Origin of the sequence: Streptomyces sp. NPDC006733 (assembly GCF_040636125.1) — a bacterium.
Taxonomy (GTDB): Bacteria; Actinomycetota; Actinomycetes; order Streptomycetales; family Streptomycetaceae; genus Actinacidiphila.
The window spans coordinates 47,755-74,360 of record NZ_JBEYJD010000043.1; the positions used below are offsets into that span (position 1 = coordinate 47,755).

27 protein-coding genes and 3 pseudogenes are annotated in these 26,606 nt (G+C 68.7%); 10 read left to right on the forward strand and 20 right to left on the reverse strand.

The genetic code is table 11. The features are described 5' to 3' along the window. Nucleotides 1–505 precede the first annotated feature (505 nt). A complete protein-coding gene (locus ABZ721_RS31470) occupies nt 506–937 on the forward strand; it encodes a hypothetical protein (protein WP_358792164.1) in 432 nt (143 codons plus the stop codon). A 324-nt stretch (nt 938–1,261) separates the two neighbouring features. Here the strand turns inward: ABZ721_RS31470 and ABZ721_RS31475 are convergent, their stop codons facing one another. Continuing rightward, entirely contained in the window at nt 1,262–1,777 is a 516-nt protein-coding gene (locus tag ABZ721_RS31475; RefSeq protein ID WP_358792165.1) for a hypothetical protein, read from the reverse strand. Between the two features lie 804 nt (nt 1,778–2,581). On the opposite strand from ABZ721_RS31475, the gene ABZ721_RS31480 reads away from it, so the two are divergent. Both ABZ721_RS31480 and ABZ721_RS31485 read left to right on the forward strand, forming a co-directional pair. After that, nucleotides 2,582–3,298: a hypothetical protein gene (locus ABZ721_RS31480; protein WP_358792166.1), complete on the forward strand. Its 717-nt coding sequence runs from the start codon at nt 2,582–2,584 to the stop codon at nt 3,296–3,298. Nucleotides 3,299–4,310: 1,012 nt separating this feature from the next. Further along, a complete protein-coding gene (locus ABZ721_RS31485) occupies nt 4,311–4,526 on the forward strand; it encodes a hypothetical protein (protein WP_358792167.1) in 216 nt (71 codons plus the stop codon). 428 nt (nt 4,527–4,954) lie between these two features. Here ABZ721_RS31485 and ABZ721_RS31490 read toward each other — a convergent pair whose 3' ends face one another. The 5 genes and pseudogenes from ABZ721_RS31490 to ABZ721_RS31510 all read right to left on the reverse strand — a co-directional run bounded on the left by ABZ721_RS31490 (nt 4,955) and on the right by ABZ721_RS31510 (nt 7,797). Then, nucleotides 4,955–5,557 carry a DUF4190 domain-containing protein gene (locus ABZ721_RS31490; RefSeq protein ID WP_358792168.1) on the reverse strand — a complete coding sequence of 201 codons (603 nt, stop codon included), beginning with the start codon at nt 5,555–5,557 and terminating at the stop codon, nt 4,955–4,957. Nucleotides 5,558–5,700: 143 nt separating this feature from the next. Beyond that, a complete protein-coding gene (locus ABZ721_RS31495; protein WP_358792169.1) occupies nt 5,701–6,237 on the reverse strand; it encodes a YcxB family protein in 537 nt (178 codons plus the stop codon). Nucleotides 6,238–6,441: 204 nt separating this feature from the next. Beyond that, a pseudogene (locus tag ABZ721_RS31500) lies at nt 6,442–6,861 on the reverse strand (DUF6461 domain-containing protein); the annotation flags it as partial. Between the two features lie 57 nt (nt 6,862–6,918). Next, nucleotides 6,919–7,323 (reverse strand): hypothetical protein, encoded by a 405-nt coding sequence (locus ABZ721_RS31505; RefSeq protein WP_358792170.1) that lies wholly within the window; start codon nt 7,321–7,323, stop codon nt 6,919–6,921. A gap of 45 nt (nt 7,324–7,368) precedes the next feature. Next, nucleotides 7,369–7,797 (reverse strand): annotated as a pseudogene (locus tag ABZ721_RS31510) (DUF4259 domain-containing protein). A gap of 317 nt (nt 7,798–8,114) precedes the next feature. On the opposite strand from ABZ721_RS31510, the gene ABZ721_RS31515 reads away from it, so the two are divergent. Next, nucleotides 8,115–8,636 (forward strand): hypothetical protein, encoded by a 522-nt coding sequence (locus ABZ721_RS31515; protein WP_358792171.1) that lies wholly within the window; start codon nt 8,115–8,117, stop codon nt 8,634–8,636. 383 nt (nt 8,637–9,019) lie between these two features. Here ABZ721_RS31515 and ABZ721_RS31520 read toward each other — a convergent pair whose 3' ends face one another. The 4 genes from ABZ721_RS31520 to ABZ721_RS31535 form a co-directional block, all read right to left on the reverse strand. After that, nucleotides 9,020–9,562 (reverse strand): nucleoside monophosphate kinase, encoded by a 543-nt coding sequence (locus tag ABZ721_RS31520; RefSeq protein WP_358792172.1) that lies wholly within the window; start codon nt 9,560–9,562, stop codon nt 9,020–9,022. A gap of 4 nt (nt 9,563–9,566) precedes the next feature. Continuing rightward, complete coding sequence (locus tag ABZ721_RS31525) at nt 9,567–9,929, reverse strand: fic family toxin-antitoxin system, toxin component (RefSeq protein ID WP_358792173.1); 363 nt, start codon at nt 9,927–9,929, stop codon at nt 9,567–9,569. An 8-nt stretch (nt 9,930–9,937) separates the two neighbouring features. Next, nucleotides 9,938–10,201 (reverse strand): hypothetical protein, encoded by a 264-nt coding sequence (locus tag ABZ721_RS31530; protein ID WP_358792174.1) that lies wholly within the window; start codon nt 10,199–10,201, stop codon nt 9,938–9,940. 372 nt (nt 10,202–10,573) lie between these two features. Continuing rightward, nucleotides 10,574–11,032: a hypothetical protein gene (locus ABZ721_RS31535; RefSeq protein ID WP_358792175.1), complete on the reverse strand. Its 459-nt coding sequence runs from the start codon at nt 11,030–11,032 to the stop codon at nt 10,574–10,576. A 170-nt stretch (nt 11,033–11,202) separates the two neighbouring features. On the opposite strand from ABZ721_RS31535, the gene ABZ721_RS31540 reads away from it, so the two are divergent. Then, entirely contained in the window at nt 11,203–13,200 is a 1,998-nt protein-coding gene (locus ABZ721_RS31540) for a helix-turn-helix domain-containing protein (RefSeq protein WP_358792176.1), read from the forward strand. A 440-nt stretch (nt 13,201–13,640) separates the two neighbouring features. Here the strand turns inward: ABZ721_RS31540 and ABZ721_RS31545 are convergent, their stop codons facing one another. From ABZ721_RS31545 to ABZ721_RS31555, 3 genes are read right to left on the reverse strand one after another with little or no spacing between them, the layout of a single operon-like run. Further along, nucleotides 13,641–14,282 (reverse strand): helix-turn-helix domain-containing protein, encoded by a 642-nt coding sequence (locus ABZ721_RS31545; RefSeq protein ID WP_358792177.1) that lies wholly within the window; start codon nt 14,280–14,282, stop codon nt 13,641–13,643. Continuing rightward, nucleotides 14,279–14,959, reverse strand: coding sequence for a DUF4166 domain-containing protein (locus tag ABZ721_RS31550; RefSeq protein WP_358792178.1), 681 nt, complete (start codon nt 14,957–14,959; stop codon nt 14,279–14,281). The genes ABZ721_RS31545 and ABZ721_RS31550 overlap by 4 nt, the downstream gene beginning before the upstream one ends. Continuing rightward, on the reverse strand, nt 14,956–15,657 hold the full coding sequence (locus ABZ721_RS31555; protein ID WP_358792192.1) for a hypothetical protein: 702 nt from the start codon (nt 15,655–15,657) through the stop codon (nt 14,956–14,958). The genes ABZ721_RS31550 and ABZ721_RS31555 overlap by 4 nt, the downstream gene beginning before the upstream one ends. A 494-nt stretch (nt 15,658–16,151) precedes the next feature. Here ABZ721_RS31555 and ABZ721_RS31560 point away from each other — a divergent pair, with 494 nt between their 5' ends. Continuing rightward, nucleotides 16,152–16,940, forward strand: a complete 789-nt coding sequence (locus ABZ721_RS31560) for a hypothetical protein (protein WP_358792179.1) — start codon at nt 16,152–16,154, stop codon at nt 16,938–16,940. 136 nt (nt 16,941–17,076) lie between these two features. Then, nucleotides 17,077–17,268: a hypothetical protein gene (locus ABZ721_RS31565; protein ID WP_358792180.1), complete on the forward strand. Its 192-nt coding sequence runs from the start codon at nt 17,077–17,079 to the stop codon at nt 17,266–17,268. Nucleotides 17,269–18,024: 756 nt separating this feature from the next. Here the strand turns inward: ABZ721_RS31565 and ABZ721_RS31570 are convergent. Next, nucleotides 18,025–18,285: a hypothetical protein gene (locus ABZ721_RS31570; protein ID WP_358792181.1), complete on the reverse strand. Its 261-nt coding sequence runs from the start codon at nt 18,283–18,285 to the stop codon at nt 18,025–18,027. Nucleotides 18,286–18,423: 138 nt separating this feature from the next. On the opposite strand from ABZ721_RS31570, the gene ABZ721_RS31575 reads away from it, so the two are divergent. Beyond that, entirely contained in the window at nt 18,424–19,413 is a 990-nt protein-coding gene (locus ABZ721_RS31575; RefSeq protein WP_358792182.1) for a DUF5937 family protein, read from the forward strand. A gap of 690 nt (nt 19,414–20,103) precedes the next feature. Continuing rightward, nucleotides 20,104–20,433: a hypothetical protein gene (locus ABZ721_RS31580; RefSeq protein ID WP_358792183.1), complete on the forward strand. Its 330-nt coding sequence runs from the start codon at nt 20,104–20,106 to the stop codon at nt 20,431–20,433. A 174-nt stretch (nt 20,434–20,607) separates the two neighbouring features. On the opposite strand, the gene ABZ721_RS31585 is transcribed toward ABZ721_RS31580, so the two are convergent. From ABZ721_RS31585 to ABZ721_RS31605, 5 genes are all read right to left on the reverse strand, one after another. Then, nucleotides 20,608–21,633, reverse strand: a complete 1,026-nt coding sequence (locus ABZ721_RS31585) for an alpha/beta hydrolase-fold protein (protein ID WP_358792184.1) — start codon at nt 21,631–21,633, stop codon at nt 20,608–20,610. Between the two features lie 384 nt (nt 21,634–22,017). Then, nucleotides 22,018–22,803 (reverse strand): hypothetical protein, encoded by a 786-nt coding sequence (locus ABZ721_RS31590; protein ID WP_358792185.1) that lies wholly within the window; start codon nt 22,801–22,803, stop codon nt 22,018–22,020. Nucleotides 22,804–22,915: 112 nt separating this feature from the next. Next, entirely contained in the window at nt 22,916–23,428 is a 513-nt protein-coding gene (locus ABZ721_RS31595; protein WP_358792186.1) for a tetratricopeptide repeat protein, read from the reverse strand. 769 nt (nt 23,429–24,197) lie between these two features. Then, on the reverse strand, nt 24,198–24,608 hold the full coding sequence (locus ABZ721_RS31600) for a DUF3291 domain-containing protein (RefSeq protein WP_358792187.1): 411 nt from the start codon (nt 24,606–24,608) through the stop codon (nt 24,198–24,200). 514 nt (nt 24,609–25,122) lie between these two features. Further along, the gene (locus ABZ721_RS31605) at nt 25,123–25,332 is read right to left on the reverse strand and encodes a hypothetical protein (RefSeq protein WP_358792193.1); all 210 of its coding nucleotides are present in this window, start codon (nt 25,330–25,332) and stop codon (nt 25,123–25,125) included. Here ABZ721_RS31605 and ABZ721_RS31610 point away from each other — a divergent pair. Then, nucleotides 25,333–25,511: pseudogene (locus tag ABZ721_RS31610) on the forward strand (ISL3 family transposase); the annotation flags it as partial. It lies immediately after the preceding gene. 191 nt (nt 25,512–25,702) lie between these two features. Here ABZ721_RS31610 and ABZ721_RS31615 read toward each other — a convergent pair. Next, entirely contained in the window at nt 25,703–26,227 is a 525-nt protein-coding gene (locus tag ABZ721_RS31615) for a MurR/RpiR family transcriptional regulator (protein ID WP_358792188.1), read from the reverse strand. Nucleotides 26,228–26,606 lie beyond the last annotated feature (379 nt).

The following is a 26,606-nucleotide window of genomic DNA, read 5'->3' on the forward strand; positions in this document are numbered from 1 at the left end:
GCGATCTGCACTATGGCATCCCCTCCCTTCACGACGCGGGCGGCCACTGTTGGCCACCGCCTTCGGGTGGCACGCGATCATGCGACGGGCGCCGGACACATCGTAGGCTCTGCCCGCTCGCCGGCATCGGTCCGCGTCAGGGCCTGGCCAGGAGCGCGCGACGCCGGTCAGTCACGTCGCGACGTTGGTGCCCGGATCGGATGGTCGCCGTCGCAGGCAGGGGCCGCCCTCGGGGCGGGCACGCTGGATGGTGGTCGGCGCCGGGTCGCGGATGTCGCCGGGTTGTGGTGGCGGCGTAGTCCTGGTCCTCGAGGAGCGTGACCGGTGGCGGCGGGGCGAAGAAGACGAGGCAAGGGGCGCCGGCTCACCCGGCATGAGGTCGGCGGTGCGGTGGCGGCTCGCGAGCCGTGCGCACACGAATCGTTGCGGTGATCTCTGGTCGACATCTTGTGGAGGTCGCGAGCTCGGCCGCAGGTAAGATCCTCAATGTAAAGCAGGGGGTGCGGTGGAGCGCAATGAAGTGCCGGGACCGAATCCCGAGTGGGTCTCGGCGGCGTCGTGCTGGCCGGGAAACCCCAACCCCGCCGTCCAGTTCGGCATGTGGTGGTACGTGTCCGGGCTCTTTCATATCGTTGCTGGACTCGCGCCCTCACTGGAGTCACTCGCAGCACGACTGTGCCTCACCATCGAGCACAGTTGGGAAGATCTGGGGTCCGTCGACGTCGCGATGCTCCGCGTCGGGGGTGTGGACTTCGCCCTCCATCGGCTCGAAGGAAGCCCCTGCCAGGACACTCTTATCTCGGTGAGTCGCTCCACAGCAGACACCGACGCGGCAATCGCGTTGCTCCTGGATGCGCTGGGCATCGGCCGTGAAGCCCTGACGTTCGTCGGCGATGAGGAGACGGGGTACACAGATCTTGGCCAGCCGGGGCACTGAACGTGCCGGCACAGAACCGGGAGAATCCACCAGCCGCTGGGCACTCGACTCGAGCCCCTGAGGTACTCAGCGATCTGGTTCAGATGGTGGCGTTCGACGTGCCAGTCGGTCCTGACATCCGTGCACTCGAAGAACTCATGGTTCGCGGGAAGGACGAGGGCCGGCGGCACTGCGAGTCGACAGCGATACCGCTGTGGTGCGGAGCCCTCCGTGGGCCGCCCGCACGATGAGCGCGCAGGTGAAGCCGAAGCGACGAGCGGCCACCGGCTGAACACAGGCCATAGCGAGACGCCTACCGCTCGATCGACGTCACCGCCCGGCCGGCTACTGCGAGTTGTACGTCTTGATGCTGACCGCGGGACCGTCCGAGTACCGGGCAACCGCGTCGGAGGCGGGACCGGTGACGGGCACCATTGCCTTGCCGTGCGCCGGGATGAGGAGGAGACCGCCGATCGGGACGACGGTCGTGGCCTGCTGGGTCTGGCCTTTGGCCGGCTGGTCGTACACGAGGTAGACGATGCGCACCGAAACGGGGAAGTCGTCGAGGTTCGTCACCGTGATCGACGAGAAGCGGCTGAATTTGCTGACGTTCTTGCCTGTGCTGTCCTGTGCCTGCGCGCTCGCGTAGTGGAGTCCGGAGCGGATCCTGGCTGTGGTAACGCTGCGGACGGCGACTCGCACGTCGGTGACCTGGTGCTCGCCTTGTCCGGAGAAACGCAGGATGTCGATGGCGTAGCCGTACGCAGCCACCAGACTCCCCCGGTCGCTGCCGTAGACAGTGTCGACCTGCACGCGTGGCAGGACGCGGCCGTGGGCGTCCAGAGCGGTGAACTCCAGCACGGGGACAACCGAGTGCTGGTACTTGTTGTGGATCTCCAGCTCTTGATCGATAGTCTCCGACGCGCTCCCATGGCGGTGATACACGAAGGAGAGCAGGTCTGCCGTTGGTCCAGGCTCCACGGAACGGACCCCGCCTGTCGGAGAGAGCGGTGACGCCTGGCCTCGAGCTGGGGGTTGGGCTCCCGTCGCCGTCGGCCCGCATCCCGCCAGGACCGTCACCAGTACCGCCAGCACCGTGCCGGCTGCGGCCTGCCGTCGTGAGCGCCACGTCATGCCCGCTCCCCCATCCCTTGCATCAGAACGCGTGTTCGCGATCGAGCGAGATTAGCGCACGGGCCCGCAAGACCTCGGCCGGGTCACGGTGTACTTCTCCTACGTCCCGCGCGCACCATCGATGGCACGTCCATGGTGCGGCGGGCCGGGGCGCGGCACTGGCGGCAGTGCGGGATGCGGCTGCCCGTCACCGTCACCGAGCTGGGCCAGGTCCGGGTCGACCGGCTGGCGGCGCAGGTGAAGGTCGGCAACTCGAGCGGCGGCTCGCGGGGCTCGCCGCGATCACCGGCGCGGTCATGTCTGATGCCGTCGCGTTCCGTGGCACGGTGAACAGTGATGAGGTCGTGACCTGCAAGGCAGCGTTGATCACTAGGGTTGGCGGGTGCCGAAAAGAGACAAGATGCCGCCCGGTTCCGACCGGCCGGGTGATGAAGCGTGGAACGCGCTGCTCGACGAGGACTTCGTCTGGGCGGCGAACTTCAAAGTTGGCAGCGGTCTCACGCCACCTGCCCCGAAGCGACCCCGTCCCCGGTGGCCCGCAACATCCTGGCCGTTGTGGCCGCCGTTGTGCTGACCTTTCTGGCGTTCAAGGCGGTCGGACCGTCGGCAGGCCACCAGGAGGGGAACGTCGCTGCTCCGGCATCCTCGAAACCGGCGGCCGTGGCGAGCGTTCCCGCCGCGGCCACGGCACCGAGTGCGGCGTCCGACTCCGGTGCACCCGTCGTACCGTTGCCTGGCCGCCCGATGATCGCGCTTGCCGAGGCGTTCCCCGCCGAGGTCACGGACGCAGTCGGGTCGGCGAACAGCAAGGTGGGGGCCACCACGGTGGAGAACTGCACCGCGCCGGACTCGGTCGGCCCCCGGCTGATATCCCTGATCAACGACAGCAAGGGCTGCGTCGGCCTGCAGGTGGCGCTCTACAAGGACGCTCAGAACAATCAGTTCAACCTGGCAGTGTTCACCATGCAAGATCCGCTCGACACGATCCACCTGATGACCGAGCTGAGCACGGCATTCGATTCCTACCAGGTCGGCGCCCAGGCCCCGCCGCCCGGCTCCGGGCTGGTCACCCTCGCGCCGGACAGCGGCATGGTCCAGGCGTTCACCAGTCAGGGCAGAGCGATGGTGGTCGGCCTCGGCCAATGGTCCGACGGACGCGCCGACAGCTACCAACAACTGGTCGACCGGCTCAAGCCGCTGCTCAAGAACGTTTCCAGCAAGGTCGCGGAGTACGAGAACGAGCGCTGATCACGCCGGTGACCGGGGGCGCCCGCGCAACGGGGCGGGGCGCCCTGTCGGCTCGGCGGTCTACTGCTGATCAGCTTCGGCAGGCGACCGTAGATGGTGCTCGACGCGCGATGGGCTATGCACTCAGTACTCGGGATGGCTCCACGCGCTCGGCGCCATGCTGCGGACTGGGATCGGGGCTGTGAAACCGAGGTCTGCTCCTCCGTCCGGGCTGCTCATGGCCCCGCGCGCATCGTGCCCTGGGCGCACACCGGCCGGTTCCCGGCCGCTGCGGCGACGTGTTCGTTTGCCCGCCGCCGGTGGCCAGTGCGCTGCTGCGGCGTCTGCCCTTGTGGGAGCAGCTGGCCAAGGTGACGATCACCAGCCAACCGCACACGGAAAGTGCTGGTTTGGTCTGGACCGTCGAGCGCCGGATGCGCCAAGGCGCGGCTCCGCACGACGGCGATGTCGCCCTGGTTCTCGCTGATCCGGTGGTCAGCCCAGCACTGAACGCGGACAGCGCTGGCCATCGCTGCGACTCCGACCGGTGCGTCGACTTCTCCCCCGTCGAGTCTGCGGTGGCGTGGCTGCACGGCGGGCTGTCTAGGGCCCCTTCCGCTGACGTCCCCCGGGCCGGACTGGTGCTGCAGTGCGCGCCCGATGAGCGCGGCACCGACTCCTTCGACGCGTTGGTCGACGCCGGGCTCACCCGACACGGGGTCCCGGTGCTGGGCCGGCTGGCAGGGCCCGCATGGCGCATCTGGCGGCGAACGGTGCCAGATGCGCCTACCCCGACGACTGGCGGGCGTTCGTCATGCGCCAGAGCAACCAGGCCCACACGGGCCTCGACCCGGCGCGAGCCGATGGAACGGCCCTCGTCCGCGCCCTTCGCCAGCTGCTGCGGCTGTAGAGCACCCAGCTGTTGAAGATCGCGGTCTCGTCTGGCCTCGCAGCTGCCAGAGCGGATCGAGGTATCCTCGCCTCGCCCCTGCCGGGCCAGCCGGCGGCCTGCAGTAGCACTCGGAGGTTCATCGTGGCCGACGCAGCCTGGTTCGCATGGTGCTTCGACCATGGTCGCCTCCACACCTTCGCGGCTGTCACCGCGCCTTGGTGCACCGCGGCGTGGGTCCGCCTCCACGGCGACACCGAGGCTGAGGCCCTGCAGGACAAGGTTGGCCGTTTCGGCTCGTGCGTGTACTTCGATCAACTGTCCGCTGACCAGGTGGCCGAGGTACTCAAGCCGCAGTAGCCGGGCGCTGGCGGACCCAGTGGTCGTGCGACGACCACACCACCTCAGCGGCTGGGGTTCGCCGGCGAACTCGGTCCCGCCTGGGCGGTGTCGGCTCCGAAGACGGGGGTCCGTCCCGCGCGGGGTACGCCTGTATCCGCGCCGAGAGCGGGGGCTGGCAATCGCGGGCCGGCGGTCCGGCCCGCGGCACCCACGTACTGCTAAACGGGCATCACGGTGACGTCGATCCCCGGTGTGCTCTTTCGTGCACTCTGTGCGCCAGGCGGGAGCGGTCAGCCCGCACGCAGGTCGAGCGGCCGGGCACCAGGCCGGCCCGCTGCCGCCCCTGGCCGACGTGGCACCTGCCCTACCTCGTGTTCCGCAGAAGCGTCGGTCCTGCGAACAGGTGCCTGCCCGCGCACCGGAAACCCCCGCAGCAGAGCCCGGGGTTACGGCGTTGCGCCGATGGACCCGCAGGCGGAGTCGAGTGCCTTGCCGTCGTCGTCGATGCGGCCTCCCGATAGCGGGTCCAGCTCCCGAATACCGCCGACGACGTCGGCCATCTCCTGGTAGTCGCGGGCGTAGTTGCTGATGGCGGTCCGTGTCGTCGCGTCTCGGCTCTTTGCCGCGGCGGCGCGGAACTGTTCTGCCATCGTCGCCATGTCGGCGCGGAACTTGGCCGGGTCACTCTGGTCCGCCCCGAGGACGGCCGGCGAGTACGTCTTGAGCGTCACCTGCACGGCCTTGGACCCGGGGTCCGAGGCTTTCAGGAGATGGGGCAACAGATAGGCCAGGGGTGCGATCCACAGGATCGACAGCCCGATCCCGAACCAGGACATCACCTTGCCGGGCCCACCGTTACGGGCCCTTCGGAGCCCGAGTATCCCGAATATCAGGCTCAGTACGGTTCCGCCGATCAGGCCCAGGACAAGCGAGGCGACGGCGAACCCGTTGCTGGACGGCGGCGGAATCATGTCCGGCCCGTGATCTGGGAACGCCGGCAGATCCGTCGGTCTGTGCTCGGGGTAGGTCGGCGGTGGGTAGGTGCTCACAGATCATGTCTCTGGCTCGGTTCAACCTTCTGACCTGCAACGGCCGGCCAGATTCGAAGACGACAGTCTGAGGCACTCAGCCTCTTCGCGCCAGCGCTCAAGCTCCACGTGAGGGCAAGCCGGCGCCGGACGGGCCGCGCGCCTCAGCGGCGTTCCAAGTGGCTGTCGAGCAGCGCCCGCAGCCGGTCGGTGTCGGCCACGGTGGTCAGCGCGCGCTTGGGGAGGATGCTCAGGCAGGTGCCGTTCCGATCCGGGCTGAGCAGGACGAAAGCGGTCTCGGACTCGACGTACCGTCCGAAGCGCTGCCAGAACACCGTGCCGCTGGCCGCCTGGGTGACCGTCAGCAGACCGGCGTCGTCGACCGTGACCTGCGTCTCCCCGGCGCCCTTCGTCGCCTTCACCATGGCGCGGCCGGTGAGCTCGGGTTGGAAGTGGAGGACAGCGCAGAGCAGGGCGGCCGTGCCGACGGCCTGCAAAGGGAACGCCATGGTGCCCAACGCCCAAAGGAGCAGCAGCAACAAGGACCCCGCCAACATGATGACGGCGCTGATCCGCACGAAGCGACCTTGGGGAGTGATGCGCCGGCGGGTGCGCAGGGCGCCCGCGTAGTCGGCGGCGGTGAGCGTGAAGTCGAGGACCACCGGTGTCGAGCCGGTCTCCGTCGTCGGGGCCGTGTCCATGGGTGCCTTCTGATCGTCCCGGCGACGTGGGATATCTGCCGGATGGGCGGACCGTACCGGCCGGGCGGATAGATCGTCAACAGCGTTTGCCCTGCTAGTCAAGGGTCTCTGCAGCCGCGTGGGGCGGCCGGAACCGTCGTGCGACGCACTGCTGTCAGGACCTGGTTGCCGGGTGCGGTGCCTGCCTGCGGGCGCGGTGTGGCTTCAGGCGACGCAGCACGCCGCGCCGCCGGACGGCACCACGAAACGCGCAACTCCGATGGTGACGGTCTCCCAGCCGTCGGCGGGCTCCTCGGCGACGTCGCCGATCTGATGGACAGCGTCGGTGAGCAGTTGCTCGTTTACCCCTGCGCCGGTGAGGCGCTCGGTCGGTGCGAGGACCGCCGTCGTGCTGTCGACTGCGGGATCGTCGTCCCCGTCAGGGTTGCGCCCGAGCGCGCGCAGCACGGCGTTCAGTTCGTCGGGCGTACGTCCGGTGCGGGTGGATGCTCCCTCGAAGGTGGTCCGTCGCTCTGCGTCCTCGTCCCCGGGGAGGACGTGCGTGGGCTGGCCGCTGTTGCTCGGGTGCGAGGCCGCCCGCGTCCCGGCGGACAGGGCCTCCATGAGGCGAGGCCGTGTGCCCCCATCGCCGCCGAAGGACGCTGACGCACCGGCGGGCGGTCGGGGTTTCCGCGCCGTGCATCAGTGTGAGGGGCCGATCATCCGGTCGCGGAACTCCTGGAAAGCGTTCCAGCCCGAGGGGCCGTGGGGCGTGATCAGGTCTCCTGCGGTGCAGTCGAACACCTGGCATCCAAGGGCTCCCGCGAGACGGAAGACGGGGGTGAGCACGTCGTCGCCCGAGCCGCGGATGTGGAGCATGATCGTGTCCACGGGGTCTTCCTCGCCGATGTTCAGCTCGATGGACCAGGTAGGTCCGACAAGGTCGCCCCAGGTGGGATCAGAGAGGTCGGCGTCAGGGACGGCTTGGCTGACCGGCGCCAGGACTTGTTGCTGCCGGCCCAGCGGGGGCGGGGTGCAGTCGTCGGGGGTGTCCTGCACCGAGGTGATGCCCTCGGGCAGGCGGAGGAGAAGAACGTCCCAGCTCATGAAGACCTTTCAGATCGGCACAGGCAGGTGCGTTACTGCGGGGCGTCAGGGCAGGTGGAGCTGTTCTCCCGGCGGCTGGGGTGTGAGGACCAGGCGCAGCCGGCCGATGGCCGCCCGCCAGGGACCGCCATCCGGCCCGGCCCACAGTTCCAGGAGTTCGGACGGCTCGGTCATGACGCGGTCGAGCGCCTCGAGGGCCAAGGCGCGCAGACCGGTGAGGTCGGGAAGGGACTACTCGTCCGGTCCGTAGTGCGGGTCGGCGGGCTCGCCGCCCGGGCACTGCGCGCTGACCAAGGCGGCTGCGGCGATGGCTTGATCGGCGATGTCCGCGTCGAGGAAGTCGGTGTTGTCGGCTGCTCGGGCCAGGATGTCGCGCACCATGCCGTGGCGCCCCTCCGGTGCGGTCTCGTCGAGGTCGCCGCACCAGTCTGCCGCAGTGTCGTTGTCGAAGGGGCCGACGTCCCAGGTACCCATGGTTCTCTCCTGCTCGTGACGATGTCCATGCAGCGTGCCAGGTGCTACTGACATCAACCGTCGGCGCGCAGCGCGGACTGCCCGGTGCGGTTGAGCGGGAGGGTTGCCGCCTGGGCGCGGAATCTGTCACCAGCCCTGCATGACCCCGTGGCTTCGCCTGAGTCGGGACGCGGCGGTGGGACCCTGGTCTTGATGGTGGGCATCGAACGTGATGGCCCAGGCCGAGGCCGCCGTCCGGTCTCCGTCAACACTCGTGGTCGTCGTCGGAGCCCGTCATCCCCGAGGTCCTGGTCGCGTGAGCCACTAGGTTGGGGTGTGTGGAGACGCGGTGGCAGGGGTATCGGTATGTGGGTCCGGAGGAGCTGAAGGCGCTTGTCCGGACGGGTGGTGCGGGTCGGAGCGTCCGTTCATCGGCGGAGTTCGGTGCGTGGGTCTCTGCGCTGACCTTGGGTGAGTTGGCCGAGCCGTTCACGTTCGTCGTCGACAGCGGCGGGGTGCTGCGACTGGCTCCGCGCCGTAGCGAGCACGTCGTGTGTGCCGGCGGCGCGGAGGTGCTGAGCGCCGGCGAGATGAGTTTCCGTGAGGAGGCCGGACGGTGGGTGGTCGAGGAGGTCAGTAACCAGTCGACTGGCTACTGCCCGGACGTCAGCTCATGGCCGGCTGTGGCCGAGACCCTGGACCGGATCGGGATCCCTCACCCGTCCGGGTTCACGCACGAGGTGGTCTTCCGCCGATGCCGCTCCTGCCGACAGCTCAACATCGTGCGGGAAGACGACTTCGTCTGCGTCTTCTGCGGCGAGGATCTGCCGCGGGAGTGGAATGTCAGGGAGCCAGGGTGACGGGTCAGACCGTGAAGATCGCAGCGCGGTGTGCGTGCGGCAGTGGCGGTGCGACAGATGAACCAGTTCATCGTGCGGGATGAGTTGTGGTGGGGCTCGGAGTTCTCTTGTGGGTCCTGCGGTACCTACGTGTGCGAGCACGCTGGTCCGGGACCAGCGCCTGATCATGTCCGGGAGGCTCTGCTCGCGGCGCACGGACCCGTCAGGTTGCGGTTGGTCGATCCGCTCCCGACGGCCGTCCCCGCGTTGCAGGTGTTTCGGGAGGTCTCAGCGGCCTCGTTGTCGCAGGCTCGTGAGCTGGTCGGGGAACCGAGCCGCGATGGCCTGGCGGGGACGTTGCCGGAGATGGAGTTCTTGCGGGCTCGGCTTCAGCTGCGCGGGGTTTACGTCGACGTTGATCGGTAGCCGAGCGGAGAGGCATCGATCTTGCTGGCGAGAGACGTGCTCGGCGGCACAGCGGTCCCCTGCTGGCTCATCGGGGTGCGCCGGGTCGTTACTACAGACACGACGGGCGCTCCGGCATTGGACCACGCGCTCCAGCTCGTGCTCGGGAAGGTGCAGCTGCACCACAGCGTCGAGGGGCGAGCTGAGTTCGCGCAGCACTTCGTGCAAGGCGCGTGCCTGGGCGACGTTGCGGGGATGCCCAGCGCGCCGCCCAGATCGGGGTGGGTGTAGGGGTCGATCAAAAAGCCTGCGGGGGCATTCTGGCGCAGGTGGTCGCGGACGGTCGCGGTCAGAAGATCGTCCGCGGGCAGCTCGCCGGAGTTCATGCTCTGTATGAACCGGATGCCCAGCTCGGTGCGCCGGCGGAGTTGAGCGCGCATGAGGTCGCCGAAGTGGATATGTGGCACTCCAAGAGCCTGCGCCAGCGCATGGGCGGGCGTCTCCCACAACCACGCCGGCGGTTGAAAGACCACGACACGCATCGGCTCACCCCCAGCTGCGCAGTTGTTGGGCGACCCGGGCTGCGGTCGAGCGTGGGTCGTACAGTTCGTGCGCCAGCGCGGTGAGCTGCTCGCGGGTGGGGTCGACGGGGATGCCGCTGGCGTTCAGATACATCGTGGCGACGGCGCAGGCGACGGTCAGGTTGGAACGCTCCAGCCAACGACACCGGCCGAGGGTATGCACCAGGGCGGCGGCGCGGGCGTAGGGGCCGCCATAGACGGGTTGCTCAAGGAGTTTCGCGCGGTGGCGGGCCACCGCCGCGATCGGGACCCCGAGGTCGTCCGGAGCGGGATCGCGGTGACCGGCGCGTTCAGCAGCTTCCAGGATCCAGGACAGGTCGACGTGCACCGACCTGCTCACGCAGCGGCGTCCCGTGTGCTCGGAGCCGGCGTGTGCTGTGCGTCGAGGTCGGCTTCCAGGTCGTCGAGGCCCTCACCATGGGTGCCGATCAGCCTCTGGGCGGCCGCCATGCCGGCCGCCCGGGCGCCGCTGGTGTCTTCAGCGATCAGCCGCTCGATGTAGCGGTTGAAATCCAGACCACGAGCTGCCGCGGCGTTCTTACCTGCGGCGAGCACGGTGGGCTCCAACCGCACCTGCGTCTGCTTCTTCCCGTTACCCACCTCTCCAAGGAAGCAGGGTGGTAGCAGGCCCGTGAAGGGCTGACAGGCGCTCCATCCGGTCCCGGGGAGACAGTGATCGTCTCCGGTTACGGTTCGTGCGTGGGTGGTAGCCGTGGTCCTCCGGGCCAGCTCAGCCTCGGCCTGCCGACGGGGTGAGAGATGGTCCTGCTGTTCTGTCTCGACCCACGCTGCTGGTGCCCTGCCCGGATGACGAACGTGTCTCTCCTGACGACCTGGCGCGCCCCGTCGTTGGTGAGGATCAGCTCTAGGCGATAGCACGCGGGCAGCCGGCGTCGGCCCACCCGCCGCACGGCCCCGAGCCCCGCCGCGGCCTGGGGCCGGTCAGCCGGTGGGCTCGGGGCGCCGGCGGGGTCAGCAGTGCGTTGTGCCCTGGGAGATCACGACGGTGGTTTCGTCGTCGTGGACTCGTACCCACTCGGCGGTGGGCTTGCCGCGGCGGTCGACAACTTCCTTGGGGTACTCGCCCCAGAGAAAGGACGTGGTTTGGAAGGTGTAGCACCACCCTACGTCGACCCGGAACGAGTCCCAGTCCTGGTTCGGGTTGGTGCCGTGACCGTTTTGCAGCCAGTAGTCAGTGTCCTTGGCACCGCACGGCGGAGCGTCCTGGGCCAGCCATTCTTGATCGCCGCACCAACTGCGCGCGACGTAGACCGAATCCCCGGACACGTTGTAGGTCTCGGAGCACCACGGACTGCTGCATGGTCCGTCGTCGGCTTGTGAAACGGGGGAAACGGCGAGCAGGCCTGCCAGCGCCAGACTGAGCGCGACACCTGCGCGGGCTATCGTTCGGACCGGTGATCGAAGCGACATGTTCTCTACTTCCGTGATGGGCAGCGCCGTTGCTGACGCGCAGCCCGGATCAGGTGGGACATGCTGATCGTGGCGGACGGGCGACGGCAGTGCCAGAGCCCGGCGTCCCGGTCGCCGGATGGGATGGAAATCGTGCCTTGACCTGCACGAATACGGGGGGATGGAACGCCATGGGTTCACCTGGAACACCAGGACTGGCTGATCTGCTGGAATCGTTGAAGCAACGGAGCGGCCTCAGCTACGCCGCGCTGGCAGGCCGTTGCCGCATGAGCACGTCCACTCTGCACCGGTATTGCCGGGGGCAGGTGGTGCCGGACAGCTTCGGCATGGTCGAGCGCATCGGCAGAGCGTGCGGGGCTACGAGGGAGGAGCTGAACGAGCTGCACAGCTACTGGCTGCGGGCCGACGAGCAGCGGGCCGCCGGAACGCCGCCAGATGTCGCGTCAGATGCCGGCGCACCGGCAGCGCCTACGGGCCCTTCCGCGCCCGTGCCCCCCGCTCGCCGGGGGCTCATCGTGCCGATGAACCGGCCGTTGCCGTGGGCAGTCGTCCTCGTACTCCTCGCGTGCCTGACCCTGACCGCGAGCAGCGGGCGGTCTGCGGGTGGCAGAGCGGCGGAGCCGCAGTGGATTCCGGGGCCGAGTTGGCAGCAGGCGCCGCGAGCTGTTCCCGCGACGCTGTTCGGCGTGACCATGAACAGTTCGACGGGCACTATGCCGGCGTTCCACGTCGGGGCGGTGCGGCTGTGGGACAGCGGGACCCGTTGGAGTCAGTTGGAGCCGCAGCGCGGCGTCTTCGACTGGGCGGCCTTGGACCGGCTGGTCGGGGGCGCCAACCGAGCCGCCCTCCCCGTGCTGTTCACCTTCGGCGGGACCCCGCGGTGGGCGAGTCCGGAGGGCCCCAAGACGGCGTACGACGACGGGTCGAGAGCCTCGCCGCCCGACGACCTTGCGGACTGGGACACCTACGTCCGGGTGATCGCAACGCGCTACCGGGGTCGCGTCGAAGCCTACGAAATGTGGAACCTCGCCCCCTCACCGAACTTCTTCACCGGCAGCCCTTCGAAGCTGGCCGAGATGACGAGACGCGCCAGTCGCATCATCAAGGGCGCCGACCCGCAGGCCACCGTGGTCTGTCCGGGCATCGGCGAACTGTGGCAGCAGGCATCGCGGACCTTCCTGTCCCAATTCGCCGCAGCGGGCGGCTACGAGCACTGCGACGTCGCGGCGGTCAAGCTGCACCAAAAGGACTTCGGAGATAAACCGGAGACCATGGTGGAACTCGCCGGGCTTATAGACCGCACCTTCCATCAGGCCGGATTCCATCTGCGGCTTTGGAACACCGGCGCTGCCCACCGGATCGCCGTCTCGGCCCCACTGTCCGAGGAACAGGCCGACAACTATGCCGTGCGGTTCTACCTCATAGGTCTCTACACCCGGTACGAGCGGATGTACTTCTACAACTGGGGCGGAACCAAGATTCCCATCGTGCTGCAGGCGGACGGTGGCGCGCCGACCCGCGCCGCGCTCTTCGTCGAGGAGCTGCAACGGTGGCTGCGTGGAGCCCGCATCACCTCCTGCGGACACGGCCTTCCCGACAACCTGCCTGCGAACGTGTGGCAGTGCCGCTTCCTGCTCCCCAGCGGCAGCGGCGACGACGAGCCCGCGGCAATCGTCTGGGCCGACTCAGGAGAGGCCGTCATGACCGCCCAGCCCGGCGCCTACCGTGTGCGGCACCTGGACGGTCACCGTCAAGAGATACGGGAAGGTGCAGAGCTACGCATCACCGAGCGTCCGGCCCTCGTCGAGTACCAGACGGCAACGGCGTCCAACCCCTGGCGGTTCCTGGGCAGAGCAGGGCAGCGATGCGTCCCTGCGCGTGATCTTTCATCCGCCCGGCACAAGCTTCCAAATGGCATGAGGGCCGGCTACGCCTCACTGGCGTCGAGAGCACCCACCAGTGCACGGTGGAGCGGGCCGGGATCGCCTCGAGACCCGCCGAGTGGTGGCACGCGCCGCGGCAAGATCGCCGAGATGGCGACCTGCGGCAGCGGTCGGTCCCCGTACCGGCGGACCGACCATCGCCTCAGGTCTCGACAACGAGAACCAGCGCGCGATCGTCTTTACCGGCTTCGGCACCCTGTCCGCCATCATCCTCAAGACCGGTGACACCCTGCTCTACCGACGCCGCGAGCAATAGCGCGACCACGCAGCCGGCAGGGCCGGGCCAGCCGGCTCGACGCCGGCACTGCCCCGCACTCGTCCTACCAAGTCGATCACCAACTGGGCGGCATGCGCGCCCAGCAACGTAGTCGGCGCCCCTAACATCAGTAAAGCCGCTCGATGTGCGCGCTGCCGTCGCTTCGGCGGACACAGTGAGGCCCTGCGCCCCGCCGGCGTTACGCCGGGCCAGCGCTCGGCGGCGGGTCAGACGCAGAACCACCCGCCGGACCGAACGGAACGCCGCCTCAGGACGCCCCGGCAGCCGGCGGACTGCCGGTGGCCGTCGGGCGCGTCCGATGCCCTGAGCACCGTAGTGGGCCCGGCCGGCCGAACCCGCGCTGACCAACCGATGCGTAGGCCGTGTGGCCGAGCGCGGCGACGCGGGGTCAGTCTCGGGTGCGGCGGCGCAGGCGGTGGGTGAGTGCCCGTTGGGACAGGGGGCCGAGGTTCTCCAGGGCCTGAGCGAGGACGGCGAGCTGTTCGAGGGAGTCCAGGGCGCGGGCGGCGCCCTCGGGGTCGACGCCCTCATACAGTTCGATGCCGACGAAGGAGGCGGTCGCGGCCCGGGCCAGCCCGGCGGGGTCGGCGACGGCGGCCAGGGGCGTCGCGGCAAGCAGCCGGGTCAGGACGATCTCCAGCTCCTCGATCCACAGCGCGAGCCCGGCGGAGGTCGCGGCCGCAAGGGCGGGGGCGGTCTGGCCGGCGGCCAGCAGCTGGCCGAGGACGGCCACCTGGCCGGCGGCCCGTTCCTCGGCGTGCATCGCGCGGGCGAAGGCCAGGAGTTCTGTGAGGGAGTCCAGGGCGGCGAGCCGCTCGCGGTAGCGGGAGACGCGTTGCTCGGCGCCGTGCACGCATGCGGCGGCCAGGAGCTCGTCGACGGATCCGAAGTGGTAGAAGATCAGTGCCTGGTTGACGCCGGCGGTGGTCGCGATCGAGCGGGCCGAGGTCTTGGCGATGCCCTGCTCGACCAGGGTGCGCAGGGCTCCTTCGAGGAGTTTGTGGCGAGTAGCCCCGCTGGACGCGCTCACGCGCGGGCTTCCTCGCGGACGGGCCGCAGGCCGGCGCGCAGCGCGCTTCCGCCTGCGGCGATGTAGTCGGCGGTGAAGGAGCCCTCGTAGCCGAAGAGGAAACCGAAGTGCCGGTTGGTCACCCGCACCCGGATCCGGAAGCGGCCGGTGGTCTCGTCGAACGCCTCGCGGACCTCGGCGTCGCCTCCGATCAGCGACGGAAGGCGGACGTCGACGGGGCCCTCGCGGAAGCGGTGTTCGCCGGAGCGGATGAGGAGCGAGCCGTCGGGCTCCGCGCTCATGTGGAGGTCGCTGGCGAGGTGCTGGTGGGTGCCGAGGTAGTCGAGGACGCAGTCGCGCTCGGGGCTGAAGACCATCGTGGCGTCGAAGCGGTGGGGGCCGTCGGGCAGCTGGAAGGTCCGCACGAAGGTGACGGTCTCGCGGCCGAAGGAGTCCACGTAGGGGAAGTTCTCGATGACGAAGGGCACGTGGCGCCCCTCGCGCGGGACGAGGATGTTCCGTGTCCCGCCGAGCCGGAGGAACGGCTTGACGAAGGGGGCACCGTGGCGGATCCGCTCCATCGTCCCGCGTCCGACGCAGGCTTCGCCGCTGTCCAGTCCGACGGAGAAGCGCCGCCGGATCTCGGGGTGCAGGCGGCCGAAGTCGGCGCCCATATGGGTGTGGAAGATCGAGGTCACGAGGACTCCAGGGTGGCGAGCAGCCGGGGGGCGCGGACGCGCTCGGGCGGGATGCGGCGGCAGCGGCGTGCGGCGGGGGTGCCGGGCAGCGGGGGCAGCAGGGCGGCGAGGACGGCGGTGCCTGCCGCGAGGGCGAGCGGGGCGACGGGAGAGGCGAGCAGGGCGGCGAGGACCAGGGCCAGGCGCAGGGCGCTCTCCCCGAGGGCGCGGGCCAGGGCGGCGCGCGGGGGAATCCCGCGTTCGCACCACAGCCGCAGCCGGTCGAAGGACCAGGCGGTGGCCCAGCCCATGAGGGGCCGGAAGAGCAGCCGGTCGGCGACGGCCCCGCAGCGGCCCCAGCGCGGGCGGTAGTCGAAGCCGGTCAGGAAGCGGATCCCGGGGTGGCCGGGGACGTAGCGCCAGTAGCCGCTGCCCTCGGCGAGCAGCGCGAGCGGGTGGCTCGAGGCGAAGCGCAGCGCCGAGACGCGCGTGCCGTCGGGTCGCTGCCGCTCGCCCGCGCTGACTCCGGTGCCGGCGATCCACACGAGGGGCAGCAGGCGGGTGGCGTAGCGAAAGCGCTGCGGCTCTGCCTCGGCGCGGGGCAGGTAGGAGATCGAGGTGAACCGCAGGTCCCAGCACTGGTGCTGGGCCGGGTCCTGGGTTCGCTCCCACAGGAGTTCCATATCGGCGTCGATCACGGTCTCCACGTACAACTGCACGGCCGCTACCTCGCCCTTCACTGTTTTGAGCGTTCGCTCAAAACAGCATGGTAGCCCAGTTTGAGCGAACGCTCAAGAAGCTCGGCGGGCGGCCAGTGGAGACTGTGCGCTGCGGACCCCCTCCCCCACGGCCCCGCCCACTCGCGGCGGCCGAAGCACAGGCATCCAAGGGCACCCGGGACCCACGAACGAAGCCATGATCGCGTCCCGCGCGCAGGCGTGGCCTGCCCGATCAGATCCTGACCTGGCAAGAGGGCTGGCTGGCACGTCCGGTGAGGGAGCATCCGGGGCCAGGAGTACCAACCGCACCGTCGGATGCTGCGGTGATCGACTGGTCGGAGCCGGCGCAAGCCCCAGCCGTTTACGCGCACCCGATGCGCGTGGTCTACGTACCCGGAGCGTTCCAAAGCAGGGCACGATCCGAAACCTCGAGAAGCCGCACTGCTGTGGTGTCGCGACCGGTAGCGTGCGCAGCAGGCTCCGGGGGGTGGGAGATGCTCGTTTTTGAGCGACTGCGCGATGGCGATCTGGGGGAAGTCGTCCGTGGGCTGGCGGACCGGATAGAGCACCGTCCTGATCCGCCGCCAAGCGGGCCCTGTATCTACACGAAGAACCGCAGCGTAGACCTTCTGACGCAGGCCGGGCACGGGGTGGCGGCCAACTTCCTGACGCCGACGGTGATCGAGAGGTGGCGGCGGGCCGACGGCTCCGGGCGACTTCTTCGAGCGACGTGGCCGGATCAAGTGGCCAGCTCTCTCGTTGGCACGCAGGAGACCTTGACCTGGGGTGCCGGGGCCGCGGTGACCGACCGGCAGGTCGCGGCGGGTGAGTTCACGGACCCCCAGGAATACTGGGCCGGAACGCTGCCCTTCTCCTGCGACCCCGTGCAGTTGAGCGAGCAACTCTCCCAGGCGCGTCGAGGCCTTGAGGGGCCGGTCCAGGTCCTGATGGCCGTTCGTGACCTGTACCACGAGGAAGGCGTGGTGAAGCCGCCGTTGCGGGCCGCCGTCCTTCGGGCGCTGGGCGCTCGCTCGGATCTGTCGTTGCTGGGCGTCACGGTCGATGCGTCCGGGCGGGAGGCACTGGCCGTCGGTTCTGGTAAGAGCGCGACGTCCCAATGCCGCCTCGTGCTGCTGTTCGACCCTAGGGACGGTGAGCTTCTGGGGCACGAGGAAGTGCTCGTGCAAGACTCCGCCCGGCTGGGTTTGGCCGCACCATTTTTGCTCTCCGGCGGTGAGCGGCTGCGCTGGGGCAGGACGCGGGACACCCAGCAACGTATGTGACGGGGCGCCCCGGGGCAGGCACCGTCGACCAGGCACGGGCAACATGACCTGGGGTCACGCCGCGGGCTACCCTGCCGGGCAATTGCGGGGCAGCTGTCCCTTCTCGTACGGCAGCACTATCAACGTCGACGAATGCGTGGCCCCCGAGTCCGGCATGACGGCCTTCCGCGTCTTCGCCCCTGCGGTGCTCGACCGGTCGGACCATCCCGGATGCGATAGCAGGAGCCTCGGACGTGGAGGCCGCGACCTCATCAACCCTCAGGGGATGCACCCCGCCTACGAGACCGAGCGGCAGTTCATCGACGAGCAGGGACCCCAAGCCTTCTGAGATCTGGAATGGGACCGCTGTGACGTGCTGCGCTCCCCTACGCTCTGGCTGTAGACCGACCCGAGGCCATCGGGCTCCCGCGATCGCGACCCGGTGAACACCAATTACTCCCTGGCATCGCAGCCGAACCTGGTCATCGGAGTGCGGCAACTCCGCGTCCAGCCACACCCGTACCCGCTGCGCCGGGCTGCTGGGGCGACCCAGTCGGCACTGCGACGGGGCTGGCCCCGCCCTCCACGACACGATCCACTACTACGCCTGACCAGCACGGCACCACACCCGTGCGGGGCGTGGCGCACGATCAGCACGGCAGGCCCCGTTCTCCGCGCCACCCGGGCGCTAGCGCGGCACCGGATCCAACATCCCCGCCGGACCCGGCACCATCAGGAGGACAAGCGACCTCCCCGATACCGTCGACAGAACCCCGACCGCGGAGCTCCTGTCTGCGTCGCCCTGTCCGAGACCGCGGCCGCCGCGCTCGACCTCGCGTCAGAACCACGCCCTGAGCCGTCGTACCGGCAGGTCAGTGGTAGCGAGCGCAGGGTCCGATGCTCGGCTCAACTACAGCGCCGGCAGCGGGGGGCCGTGGGCGATGCTGCACAGCTCGACCGGGGTGCGCCTGGCTACCGTGCCGGCGTGGATGACCCCCGTCCTCCACCTCGCGGCCGCTGCCGTCGGACATATCGATCTCCCACCCCGTGCTGATGCCGGTGCGTCCGGTTCTGCATCACAGAGCAGAACCGGACGCACCGTGGCTCAGTACCTGACCATCAGGTCATAGTCGTCGTGGCCGTTGTTCCAGCACTGGTAGTCCGAGACCCGGCCGTTCAAGATGAGCCAGTTGCCAAACGACCGGCAGGTCCAGTCCCAGTCGAAGGTCTGGACGTAGACGAGACTGCCGCCCCCTCCAGGCGGCGGCGTGCCGGCCGAGGCGGCCCCGGCTCCCGAGAGCAGCAGTCCAGCGGCCGTGAGCGTGGTCGCTGCGGTGACGATCACCGCACGAGCTTTGTTCAGCATGGAGTGTCTCCGTTCTTCTGACGAGCAAAGCGAGCAGGTGCTCGGCCATGAGCTTCCCTCGGAGCCCGCGGTCCCTTCTACGATTTCGTTCCTGCTTAATCCGCGGTGCCAGCGAGTCGCCGCCACTACCCTCGTTTTGTGATCGAAATCGTCCTGGGCCCCAACGACCTGACGCGCATCCGCTTCGCGCGGTCGCCCATGGAGGAACTGCTGCACAGCGTGCCGGTGCTGGCCGGGGTGCGACCTCTGCCCATACACGGGCCGTGGCTGGCCATGACCAAGCCCCGCGTCGCCGGGCTCGACCTGGGCGTTCTGCTCGCTCTCCTGCGCGGCCCCCACGTGGTGCCCGACTTCCTCGCCCTGCCACCGGAATCCGTCTCTGGGAGATTCACGGACGAACTTGACGCACTCGTTGCGACGCCCGCCGCTACCGTGCGTACTTCGCTCGACGAAGTGAGACGCGCCCACGGCCTCGTGCCCGAGCTGCGGCCTCTCTATGATGAGCCGGAGCGTGAACTCGCCAACCTTGCCCACTCTATGACCGCGTACTGGCGGGCCGCCGTCGAGCCCGTCTGGCCCCGGTTGTGCGCACTCCACGATGCCGAGATCGCTCACCGGGCCCAACAGCTGACCAGTGGCGGTCTCGCCAAGGTATTTGCAGATCTGCACCCCGAGGCCGAATATCGCGACGGCCGCCTGCGCATCAACAAGCCGCACCACACAGCCGTGCGCGAGTCTGGTGGTGCCGGGCTGATTCTGATGCCGTGCGTGTTTGCCTGGCCGAGACTCCTCGTACTGCACAACGAGCCCTATCAGCCGACACTCACCTACGCCCCGCGCGGCATCGCGGAGCTGTGGACGGGCTCCCTTCACGAGACTGCGCAGCCGCTCGGAGACCTCATGGGGCGGAATCGAGCCGGTGTGCTGGCCCTTCTCGACCTGCCTCTGTCGACGACGCAGCTGGCCGCCTATCTCGGGATGAGCGCCCCCGCCGTCAGCCAGCACCTGGCCGTCCTGCGCCGCTGCAACCTAGTCACCTCGCACCGGTCGGGACGGTGGATGCTGCACCAACGGACTGCCCTAGCGACGGAACTCCTCCTGCCGGATGGACAGCCATCGCCCAAGTGACTCCCACCAGAGCCGTCATCGCAACGCACGTTCCGTGATGCTGCTGTCTGGCCTGTCGGCCCCGCTGGGGGGCGAGCGCCCCACCTTCCCGAGCTGCTTCGCGCCCAGGAGCAGTCGGCTGTTCACATCGCGACGACGCAGAGAGGTGCAGGGGCTCCAGCACGCAGAACGGTAGGCGCCTTGTCCGCCAGTCCGGGCTCCGGACCGGGAGCGTTGCACACCAGACGCCGCCACGAGCAGTCCACCAGCGGGGCAGAAACCTCCGAGGCGTCCATCTTCTTGCGGCCGATCAGATTCGGCACGACACCGGAGCGAACCTGGGATCGGTAGGTGCCGTTGTCCCCCTACCGTTCTCATCGCCGGACAGGACCGGCGGCGAGGAAGTGCCCACGGCTCGCGCCCAAGATCGCCCATTCGGGCCCGTCAACGGTCACAGTTACGCATACTCGTCAAGGCCCGGAAACGCGGCCCATTGTCGACCCACGGGGGGTTCCCATGCGAGTCCGCACCTTTGTCGGCGCTCTCACCTGCGCCTTGATATCACTCACCGCGTGCAACAGCGGGTCGTCCAGTGGCGACGCAATAGCCCCTCCAGCGACCGTTGCTCCCACGACGGCTCCCCCTCCCGCCGATCCGATCGCCGTCGCCGCGTGGTTCAAAGACTCCCGCCATCGCACGGGCCTGAAGTCCTTGGACGCGGACCTGGCCAGCTACACCTCCGGCACCACGACCTCTGACGCCGGCACCATCCGGAGTGCCTGCAACTACCTCGCCCACGACGTCCGCATCCTGAAGACCTTCGAGCCCATCCACGACGTCCCGGCCCAGACGTCGTGGGCTTTGGCCCTCACGGACTTGGAGCAGGGCGCAGCCGACTGCAGCACCGGATCCCTCAACGGAGACCCCGCACAGGCTGCCAAGGCCAAGGCAGAGATCGCCAAGGGCGACCGTGAGTACGCCGCAGTCATCGACCGGCTCGGCGTCATCCTCGGCCAGAAGCCCACCAGCTCGCCCACCTGAGGGACGACGGGTAGACACGGTCCGCCGGCCGCTGCAGGGCCCGTGGCCGCTCGATCGCCTCGGCCAGCACGTCGCAGGGATCCGCGTCCCCGGCGGTCAGGCCCTTCGCGTCGACCTCTCCGCCGGGAGGGTGGGGAGAGTTCTGGTCCCGGCCGCGCGTGGGAAAGCGGATCGTCAGGGTTGGATGCGGCGGGCGAGCCAGTCCAGGGCAAGGGGGTAGCGGTAGTCGATACCGCCGTGGCCTGCCTCGAAGAGTTCGAAGTGGATCGCTTCTTCCGGCAGTCCAGCGGTCCGGACCGCGCGATAGAACGCCTCGGCTCCGACGTCGAGGTAGTACTCATCGTGGGTGCCGGCGTCGATCCACACCGCGCGCAGTGATCGGACGGCATCGGCGTGTTCCGGGACCATGCGCACAGGGTCCTTGGCCAGCCAGCGCTGCCACACCTCGGGGATCAGCTCCCCGGTGCGGGTGTCGAAGGGCAGGCGCGGGGTGCCGTCGGGGTCAGCGGAGAAGCACGCGGCCACGCCCAGAGCGGACAGCACCGTGTCGTCACCGGGCCGGGACAGGGCCGGGCGGGTCTTGAAATCCTCCCACCACGCGGTGATGTCCCCGTCCCACGCCCGGAGCGCGCGCACGACCTGGGGGAACTCGGCGATGTAGCAGTACTCGTACAAAGCGTCGCCCGCGTGGGTGGCCAGTGCGCCGAACAGGTCAGGGCGGAGCATCGGGGTGATCATCGCGCCGAAGCCTCCGCTGGACTTGCCGGAGATCGCCCGGTGGTCGCGGTCGGCGAGGGTTCTGTACCGCGCGTCGACGAAGGGAACGATCTCCTCGCACAGGTAGGAGTGGTAGCGGCCGGTCCCGGGCGAGTCGACGAACTGGCTGCCCCCGTAGGAGGTCCAGGCATCGACGAAGACGACGATCGCGGCCGGCGTCCCGGCGGCGAACATCGCGTCGGCCGTCTCCGGAAACGGCTGACGAAAGGGCGTGCGGTTGTACCACATGCCCAGATGGCCGGTGTATCCATGGATCACGTAGACGCACGGATATCGGCGGTGCGGTTCATCGTCATAGCCGGGCGGCAGGTACACGTGCACGGGCCGCTCGGCGGGGTCACCCAGATGATTGCCGCGCAGCAGGCGGCTGGTGATGACCCGCTGATCGATCCGTCCAGCCAAGTCGGCCGACCATGGCAGCATCCGTGAACTCCTTCGTCCGGGGTGGGTGTGCTCGACGACGCCGTGTGCCCTACAGCGACCACCATTCTGACCTGTAGAGGATCGGCTGCGGCGCGCGCCCCTGTCCCGGTTCTCAGCAAACGTGTTGCGACACAGGCTACGACAGCAACCTCAACCAACCGCCGTGAACTGCAGAAACGCGGCATTCTGCCCGTCATCTGCCGCAAGGGATTCCCTGGGCAGCACAGGGTTGTTACGCCGATAGCGGTGAGAGGGCCACCAGTGGTGCTGGAGCCGAGGAAGGTTCTTGCGTTGCTCCTGGCGGACGTCGCCCTCACGGCGATTGATCACTGCCCGGCGGGTGGATCCCCGTGACCACGGCGGCCGGCTGGCGGGGGTCAGTGCTCACTGCTCGTGCGGAAACGCAAAGCGATCGTCGCTGCCTGGTGCAGGTCGGCCACATCGGAGAATCCCAACAGGCCGAGCATCGTGGAGTCCCCCGGCGCACACCGTCGCATACCCCGATGAGGGCGGTGGGGTACCGCACTGGAGCTCACCCCCCAGCGGGCCTGCAGGGAACGTCAGGGTATGGCTCGCATGGACAGCTTTGAGCGTTCCCACCATCACGGCGACACCGTCGATAGATGCCTCCGCGTCACGGGGTTCGGATTCCTGTGCGAAGCGATTGGTCACCACGGTCACTATGCTGTGGTCCGTCGGGTTCTCATAGAACCATCGCCTCGAGGAATCGCTGGACTTCTCCGCCTTGGTGCCGTTGAGTTCCTGGGCGGGGGCGCCGGTGCGCAGACGATAGTCGCCGACCACGGCCGGGACCGACAGCGTATGGGGCTTCGAGGCGGCCGCCGCAGAGGGCGGCGCCTGGGGGAATGTGGTCAGTTCCGGCTGGGGAGCACCGGTTGCAGCATCCCCCGTCTCCTCGGTTTTCCAGCTCAGCGCTACCAGTGCCACACCCACCACAGCCACCGCTACGAGGCCGACCATCACCGTTCTTTGCCTAGTGCGCCGCAACTTCACCAACTGTAGGTCGTCGACATCGCCTGCTTTCGGTTGCCGCCACGGCTTGGTCGTCTTCCAGATGACGGGCATGGCGATGCCGACCCAGAGCAAGCGACCGGACTGGTAGCCGTTCTGATAGGCCGACGAGGAGAGATTCATGGAGGCGAGCAGCATGCCGTGGATCGCACAAGCGTCCGAAGGGCTCTTTGTCCAGTGCTGTCGGTTCAGCAACCCTGTTCTGGCTGCCCGTGAGGTAGCCCGCCGGTCTGTCGCAGAGGACCACTTCCTACTCGGGGCGGCCCTCGGCGAGCCACTGAGCGAGGCCGCGCAGCCCGACCGCCCACCGCCCGAGGTCGGTGGCCTTGGCGTGCCCGGTGACGACGGTGAGCAACTCGGCTACCGCCTCGTCCGACCGCTGGGCCTCGTTGAGGGTCAGGGCGCGGAAGACGCGTACCGAGTCGGAGTTGGGGAACTCCTTGCGGGCGCGGTCGAGCACCACCAGTGAGGTTTCCAGCTCGCCCAGCCACCTCAGAGTGCTGGCGTACTGACACAGGCACCGGCGCAGGGTGTCGCCGTCGAGGCCGAGGGCGAGCGCTCGCTCATAGTAGCCGCGGGCGGTCTCTTCCAGGCCCGCACTGTCATAGGCGCCACCCACCTCGTACACAAGGACGGGGTGGTCAGGTTGTTCGGCCAGCAGCGCCTGGAAGTAGGCGATCGTCGGTGCCATGTTTGCCCGGTCGCGCTGGTCGTAGCCACGCTGGATCGCCTCGGCCAGATCCGGCGTCACATCGGCCGTCACTTTTGCACCCCCCTTGTGTATAAGTGATCAACTCACCCTATCGCAGTCAGTTGGACGTGTTCTTGCCGTTGCTGGCAAGCAGAGCCTCGGCACATTGGTTGGGGACCAGGTTGTGGGCGCGTGGTCCTCGGCCGGCCTGGTCGAAGTGCGGTCGGCGTCCTCAGTGGTGACTGTTGCGTGTTCGGTCCACTCGGTGTCCCCGCCCCAAGTCATTTCAGTTCGTCCTACTCGGCGTGATGTGCACGCTCCGGGCCGGGTCCTTGATGCAAGTCGGGCGGCCGGCTCCTGGCACTGGGATCACCGCAGAGCAGGCGTCAGCGGCCCGGCTAGGTGCAATGCCGCGTACTTCACGGCTCCTCAAGTCGCTGACCAGCTGTGATGACGCTAGTGGAGCGCTCTGAGAGAGGGCAAAGTCACCGGTATTGCGGCTAGGTGATCTGCTGCGGGCTGCCGCCTTGCTCGGTGGCGATGCGGTGGAAGGTGGTGTCCGCCGAGGTCGGGCCTGACCGGATCGGCCGTCGAGAAAGCTGCGGGAGGTGCCGCCCAGCGGGTTCCGGGGCAGGAAGGCCAGGTCCAGTTCGGTACTCACGCACCTCCGCCACCTGGTCGCGGCCGTCCAGCACCCGGATCCGGTCCCCGACCGCTCGGTTCGGGCCCCGCTCAGCGCCCGCCGGAGCCGGCCGCGCCCTATATCGCCCATGGCGTGGCGCGACGAACGGTGTGCGGACGGTCGGTGGGCGCGCGGCCGCGGGCAGGGCACATCCACCGGTCAGCGTTCCGTTGCTTGCTTGGTCGCCATTTCGTCGAGTCGTCGTTCGGCCTCCGCCCAGCTGATCGGGAGATCCGCGACGGAGGCGTCCCAGAACACAAACGCGGAGTCGCTCATCGTGGAGCGCATCGCCTTCATGATGGAACGGTGAGGTTCCGCCTGAACGAACGTCATGAGCTGCTCACGGCTCTCCCATGCGGACAGTGTCTGGAACGTCCGCTGGACGGGCCGGGCGACGAGCGAGGCGCCGAAGCAGCCTGGCGCTTTGCGGACCTGGCGCCACGCCGAGAGCGAGTTGAGGAAGAACCGCGGCACGTCCTTAAGGCTCCGGACCTCGAAGCGCGACGCCATGATCAGAGCGGCTTCGTGCCCTTCGGGAGAGTTGGGGATGGTCCAGCGCAAGGTCGGCATGGAAGTTCTCCTCGGTAGTGGCGTCCTGCTTGCCGGGGCAATCTGATCATGTCGGGAGGGAGCGCGCGAGCCTTTTGCGTGGGGGATGACGAAGGTGGTGCCCGAGCAGACCACCGCGAGGTCTTGGTCCGGTCCCGACCGGTCCCGATGGGTGCCGGTGAGAGCGTCGCCCACGGTCCTGCCGTGGAAGGTCTGCTCCTCCATCGCCGTGGAGTGGCGGCCAGGTTCGGTGGTGAGAAGGTAGATGGCGTGGATGCCCCGGCGGATCGACTTTCTCGGCGCCCGTAGCTCAGGCCTCCCCCGCCGGGCTGACATCGCTCGAGTCCTTCGCCTGATCACCACGACGGACCAGCAGAGTGCGTGAAGCAGCAGCGGACTCGCCCTGCCGGTACGGGTCGAACGCGGTGAGGGCGCGCCGTGCGTAGTCGGGGCGGCGCCGATGACGAGGTCGATGAGTTCGCGGCCAGCGGGGGTGCGGGCGACGACGACCGTGCGCCGGTTGGCGGGATCGTGGTCACGGCGGTCCCGCCAACCGCTCCCCCGTGGGCACCACGACCGGATCCCCGACAGCGTCGCCGATCACGACCAGTTCAAAGCTCGCAAACCAGACAGAACACGATGCGGTTCTGGGCCGCACGCATTGGAAGACCGTCAGCCAGTCGTGATCGGCGGCGTACTGTTTCATGCCCGTGGTGCGACGGGCGTTCAGATTGTCCCAGACCACGCAATCGACCCACCTCATCTGCACACCTTCAACCGTGGCCTCGAGCGCGACCGTGACGCAGCGATCGCTGCGGTCACCCTTCCGAACAGCAACAGCCCCACCGAAGGCGCCAACACCAAGGTCGGGGCATCGCCCGCCAGAGGCACGGACGCGCGAGCTTCAACCTCCTTCGTCCCCGCAAATCTCCTTCGATAGCCACACTCCGTCACCATCGAGTGTCACAGACGGAGAAACTCCTCCTGGGTATCGCAGAGTTCAGCGGGACTGCGGCGCTCGTGCCGGGGGAAGCCCGGCGCACTCAACCTTGACCCGCCGGCACGGCGGCGGTGTGATCTGCGGGCAGTGCGGTCTTCGGATGATCACCGGCTCGTTAGTACAGCCCGGCGCGCCGGGCGGTTTCCTCGCCGCGCTGCATGCGCGTGTGTCCCTCTTCGCCCAGGGCCCGAACAATGCCCGCGACGACGGTCTCAAGAACGGCGAGAGTGCGTACGAGGCTGTCGTAGGGGGACGAGGCGGCGGCGACCTGGCTGGGCAGCACGACGTCGGCGTGCGTGGCGACCGGTGAGAGCCAGGCGTCGGTGAACAGGACGACCTTGCCGCCCTGCTCCCGGAGGAGTTCGGCAATGGTGACCTTGTCGTCCTCATAGCGGCGGTAGTCGAAGATCACCAGGATGTCGCGGCGGCTCAGCGCGGTGAGCACAGCGGTGCGCTCGACATCTCGGTCGGGAAGCAAGCGGACGTCGTCGCGCAGCTGCATGAGGTGCAAGCCCAGGTACTGGGCGAGCAACTGCGTGAAGCGGCCGCCGGCCAGGGTGATGCGGCGCTTGCGGTCGGCCAGCAGCCGGATGGCGTGTTCGAGGTCGTGCGGGGGCGTCTCGGCCAGGCTGCGGGCCACGGCGGCACTGAAGACCGCGCTGCTGTGCTGGAGCAGGGCGGCGGCATCGACCGCCGGTTCACCGGGCCCGGAGGCCTGGTGCGCGGTGTCGTCCGCGGCAGTGCCGCGGTGGACGCCGGCGTCGACCCGCGCGAAACCTTCTGCCGAAATGCGGCTGGCCGCCCAGGTACACCTGAGTCACGCACCGCATGAGTACGATCGTCGAGCGAGTTGTTCGCCGGGTTCACCGCCGAACAACCTACGGGGACCGAAACCCCGTGCTCACGGTCGCGCTCGCGCATACCTACTGACCTTCTACTTGTGATGTCGGTGGTGGTGACAGGTCTTGATCCTCGCGGTATGCCGTTTTCATGAGGTATGCGCAAGGTGGTGGGTTGAC